Raw genomic sequence first — 4287 nt, 5'->3', positions numbered from 1 at the left:
AATCACTCAACCACTCATTCTCTCAATCCACCCAATCCTATTGCTCCATCAAATACGCTTTGATGAATTCATTGATTTCACCGTTTAATACAGCATCGGTGTTTGAAGTCTGATAGTTGGTTCTATGGTCTTTTACACGACGGTCGTCGAGGACATAACTACGAATTTGTGAACCCCATTCTATTTTTTTCTTTCCTGCTTCTACCTCGGCACGAGCGGCATTACGCTTTTCGATTTCGATTTGATAGAGTTTCGATTTCAACAATCGAAGGGCTACTTCTTTGTTTTGTAACTGCGATCGTTCCTGTTGACAGGCAATGATAATACCTGAAGGCTTGTGTGTCAAACGAACCGCAGTTTCTACTTTGTTTACGTTCTGACCACCAGCACCACCCGAACGGAAGGTATCCCATTCAATATCGGCAGGGTTTACATCAATTTCGATTGAATCGTCGGCCAAAGGATACACATATACAGAGGCAAATGAAGTATGACGACGAGCATTAGAGTCGAAAGGTGAAATACGAACCAAACGGTGTACACCATTTTCTGACTTAAGATTTCCGTAAGCAAATTCGCCATCGATTTCGAGCGTTACCGACTTGATACCCGCCACATCGCCATCGTTATGGTCTACTTCTCTTACCTTAAACCCGTTTTTCTCGCCCCACATAATATACATACGCATCAGCATAGAAGCCCAGTCTTGCGATTCAGTTCCTCCTGCCCCAGCGTTGATTTCTAATACGGCAGACATATTATCGCCTTCGTCAGACATCATTTTACGGAATTCGAGTTCACCAAGTTGGGTTTCAAGTTTTTCACCTTCGGCATCTACCTCTTCTTCCGAAGCTTCGCCAAGGTCATAAAACTCAAAAATGGTCTCTAAATCGCCTAAATGTCCATTAGCTTTATCAAAACCTGATGTCCAGAATTTCAACTCACGCATTTGACGCATGATGCTTTCCGCTTTTTTGGGGTCATTCCAAAATTCAGGATCTAACGTGATTGTTTCTAATTCAGAAATTTGGTACTTCTTGTTATCGTAGTCAAAGATACCTCCTCAAAGCCTCTACTCTGGCTTTCAGGTCATTGAACCTGTCTCTTGTCATGTTGTTTGATTGTTTTGATTAAGGTGCAAAGATAGCGCATTTTTAGGGAAGAAATAACAGCGATTTTGGTATTCGGATTGAGGATGTTGGATTACAGATTTATCATAATTAATTAAAATACGAAAGGTCGATTCTATATAAACATCTACATTTTTACGTCACCCAATCATGTGAAATCATCTTGAAGAAGGTATTCTTGAAAAACCACACTATGAGTATTTTAGAAAAACGTTGCCTTTTTTTGACCACATCATTGGGTGATAATTAAATCTGAGCCTCAAATCTTATCGTTAGTTAAGTACAAAAGTCTTCAAACGATGGCTTTACGTCCTTTACTTTATTCCCTTAAATTATTTCTTACTTTATGAAAACTAACAAATTCCTTACATTGGCCCTAGCTGTAATGGGCGCTGGTATGATTCAATGGTCTTGTAGCAAAAACGAAGATAGCATCGAGCCTGTTCAGCAAGACCCCAACGCACCCAAAGGTCAAGTACGCATTGGTGTGACAGATGCTCCTATCGACAACGCCGAAGTTAAAGGTGCTTTTGTTACTATCACAGAGGTACGTGTTGATGGTAGAGTTTTCGATGCTTTTAAAGGTCCCAAAACCATTAATATTGCGGAACTTAACAACGGCAACTTCCTTACGCTAGGCGAAGGGCAGTTGCAAGCAGGGACATATTCAAAGTTGACTTTTTTCTTTGATTATGAAAAAGATGCGATGGGAAATGCGCCAGGGTCTTACATTCTTAAGGCTGATGGTACAAAAAGTAAACTAGTTATTTCAGGAAATGCCCGTAACTATCTTGACTTAAACACCAAACCATTTACTATTAATCAGGACGGTACAACCGACTTGATGGTAGATTTTGATTTGAGAAAAGCCATTAAAACATTCAATGAAAATGCGCAAAAACAATACTCTTTTGTGACGTATGGAGAGTTACAATCTTCGATTCGAGTAGTCAACAAAACAGCTACAGGAACTATATCTGGACAAGTGAGTGGTTATAATTCAGCCACAATGGGTAAGGTCGTAGCCTTTGTGTATAAAAAAGGCGAGTTTAACCAAAATGTTGAAACAAAAGGTCAGGGAGAAAGTGCTATAGAATTTAAAAATGCCGTATCGAGTGCCAAAGTAGATGCCGCAGGTAATTTTAAAGTATCATTCTTGGAAGAAGGAGATTATGAAATCCATTTTGCTTCCTACAAAAGCTCTGGCGAGGCAAACTCTTCGGTTGCACTAAACTCATTCTTAAATCTTTCAGGAAACCTAGACTTAACAAAACTATCTGTCAAAAGTAGTACAGAGGTACGTTTATCATTGTCGATTAAAGGTTTTTTAGGCTTGTAATAAGTAATAGAGCATAAACAACTCATGTTTTATCAGAAAAACACTGGCTAAAGAGTGCTTATACCTTGAATTTATATCTTAACTTAATTTGTTTTGACGATCCTCCTTCGAGTTTTTGAAGGAGGATTTCGTTTTTTACCGAGAGGCTTTACTGCTTTTGAATATTTATACTTCTTCCTCAATACCTTGAAGTTATCAAAATTGATAGATGAAGTATAAACTGTATAAGTTTACCCAAAAACTTGTAATTAATCACTTAGCAGTTGACAGCTTATAACTATATTTGTAGCCAAATTGTACTTTTCCCTTTAAAATAGAACAAAATGGCAACAACTTATGATTTAATAGTGATTGGTTCAGGACCAGGTGGATATGTAGCTGCAATTCGTGCGTCTCAGTTGGGTTTGAAATGTGCCGTTGTAGAACGCGAATCGTTGGGAGGTATCTGCTTGAACTGGGGCTGTATTCCTACTAAAGCTTTATTGAAATCAGCGCAAGTTTTTGAATACATCAAACATGCTTCTGATTACGGTATCACTGTTTCTGAAGCTAGCGCAGATTTCGGTGCTGTTATCAAGCGTTCACGTGGCGTTGCCGATACCATGAGCAAAGGTGTTCAATTCTTAATGAAGAAGAACAAAATTGACGTAATCATGGGTAACGGTAAAGTAAAACCTGGCAAAAAAGTAGAAGTAACCGCTGCTGATGGTGTAGTTACGGTATATGATGCCAAAAATATCATGATTGCTACTGGCGCACGTGCTAGAGCTTTGCCAAATATCCCTATCGATGGCGTAAAGGTAATAGACTACCGTAAAGCAATGTCTCTTGAATCGCAACCAAAATCATTGGTGGTAATTGGTTCGGGTGCAATCGGTGTTGAGTTTGCTTACGTGTACGCTGCTATGGGTACAAAGGTGACGATTGTAGAATTTATGCCAAATATCGTTCCTGTTGAAGACGAGGACGTATCTAAAGAATTGGCTAAACAATACAAAAAATTAGGTATCGATATTCATACTAATTCATCTGTTGAATCTGTAGATACAGCTGGCGAAGGTTGTAAAGTATCGGTAAAAACTCCTTCTGGTAATATCACAATCGACTGTGACATCGTTCTTTCGGCTGCTGGTGTTATTTCTAACCTTGAAAATGTAGGCTTGGAAGATGTAGGTATCATTACTGACAAAGGTAAAATCTTGGTAAACCAATGGTACGAAACTAACATCCCAGGCTACTATGCTATCGGTGATGTTACGCCAGGTCCTGCATTGGCTCACGTAGCTTCTGCTGAAGGTATTATCTGTGTGGAAAAAATCGCTAACCACCCAGTACACCCATTAGACTACAGCAATATTCCAGGCTGTACTTACTGCTCTCCAGAAATTGCTTCTGTAGGTCTTACTGAGAAAAAAGCAAAAGAAGCTGGATACGAAATCAAAGTGGGTAAATTCCCATTTGTAGCATCTGGTAAAGCTACTGCTGCTGGTGCTAGAGACGGTTTTGTGAAAGTAATTTTCGATGCAAAATACGGTGAATTCTTAGGTGCACACATGATTGGTTATAACGTAACCGAAATGATTGCTGAAGTAGTTGTGGCTCGTCGCCTTGAAACTACTGCTCATGAAATCATGACGGCTGTTCACCCTCACCCAACCATCTCTGAGGCTATCAAAGGTGCAACTGAAGCAGCTTACGGCTGTGCTGTTGACTTATAATCAGCGTTGATCTTCTTCCTAAAGGCCGTGTAGAACTCTCTACACGGCCTTTTTTTAATCGAATCGTCTAGGTATTTAGCAAAATTAGCTTTAAGTTTTT

Annotated in this window: 3 protein-coding genes; 2 read left to right on the top strand and 1 reads right to left on the bottom strand. The window is 39.4% G+C overall.

Going from position 1 to position 4287, the window contains the following annotated elements; all coding sequences use genetic code 11:
- Window positions 1-37 precede the first annotated feature (37 nt).
- Window positions 38-1112, bottom strand: a protein-coding gene (gene prfB, locus ACOVQ4_RS22335) for a peptide chain release factor 2 (RefSeq protein WP_421822804.1) whose coding sequence is annotated in 2 segments (ribosomal slippage) — window positions 38-1051 and window positions 1053-1112 — 1074 coding nt in all. Because the reading frame shifts where the segments join, the coding sequence is not laid out codon by codon here.
- A gap of 364 nt (window positions 1113-1476) precedes the next feature.
- On the opposite strand from prfB, the gene ACOVQ4_RS22330 reads away from it, so the two are divergent.
- Window positions 1477-2469: a DUF4382 domain-containing protein gene (locus ACOVQ4_RS22330; protein ID WP_421822803.1), complete on the top strand. Its 993-nt coding sequence runs from the start codon at window positions 1477-1479 to the stop codon at window positions 2467-2469.
- A 323-nt stretch (window positions 2470-2792) separates the two neighbouring features.
- Window positions 2793-4187, top strand: coding sequence for a dihydrolipoyl dehydrogenase (gene lpdA / locus ACOVQ4_RS22325; RefSeq protein WP_421822802.1), 1395 nt, complete (start codon window positions 2793-2795; stop codon window positions 4185-4187).
- The last annotated feature ends 100 nt before the right edge of the window (window positions 4188-4287 follow it).

Source organism: Flectobacillus sp., from assembly GCF_049240685.1.
Taxonomy (GTDB): Bacteria; Bacteroidota; Bacteroidia; order Cytophagales; family Spirosomataceae; genus Flectobacillus.
The sequence above is the reverse complement of the archived record's forward strand: the minus strand, read 5'-3'. Positions and strand labels throughout refer to the sequence as shown.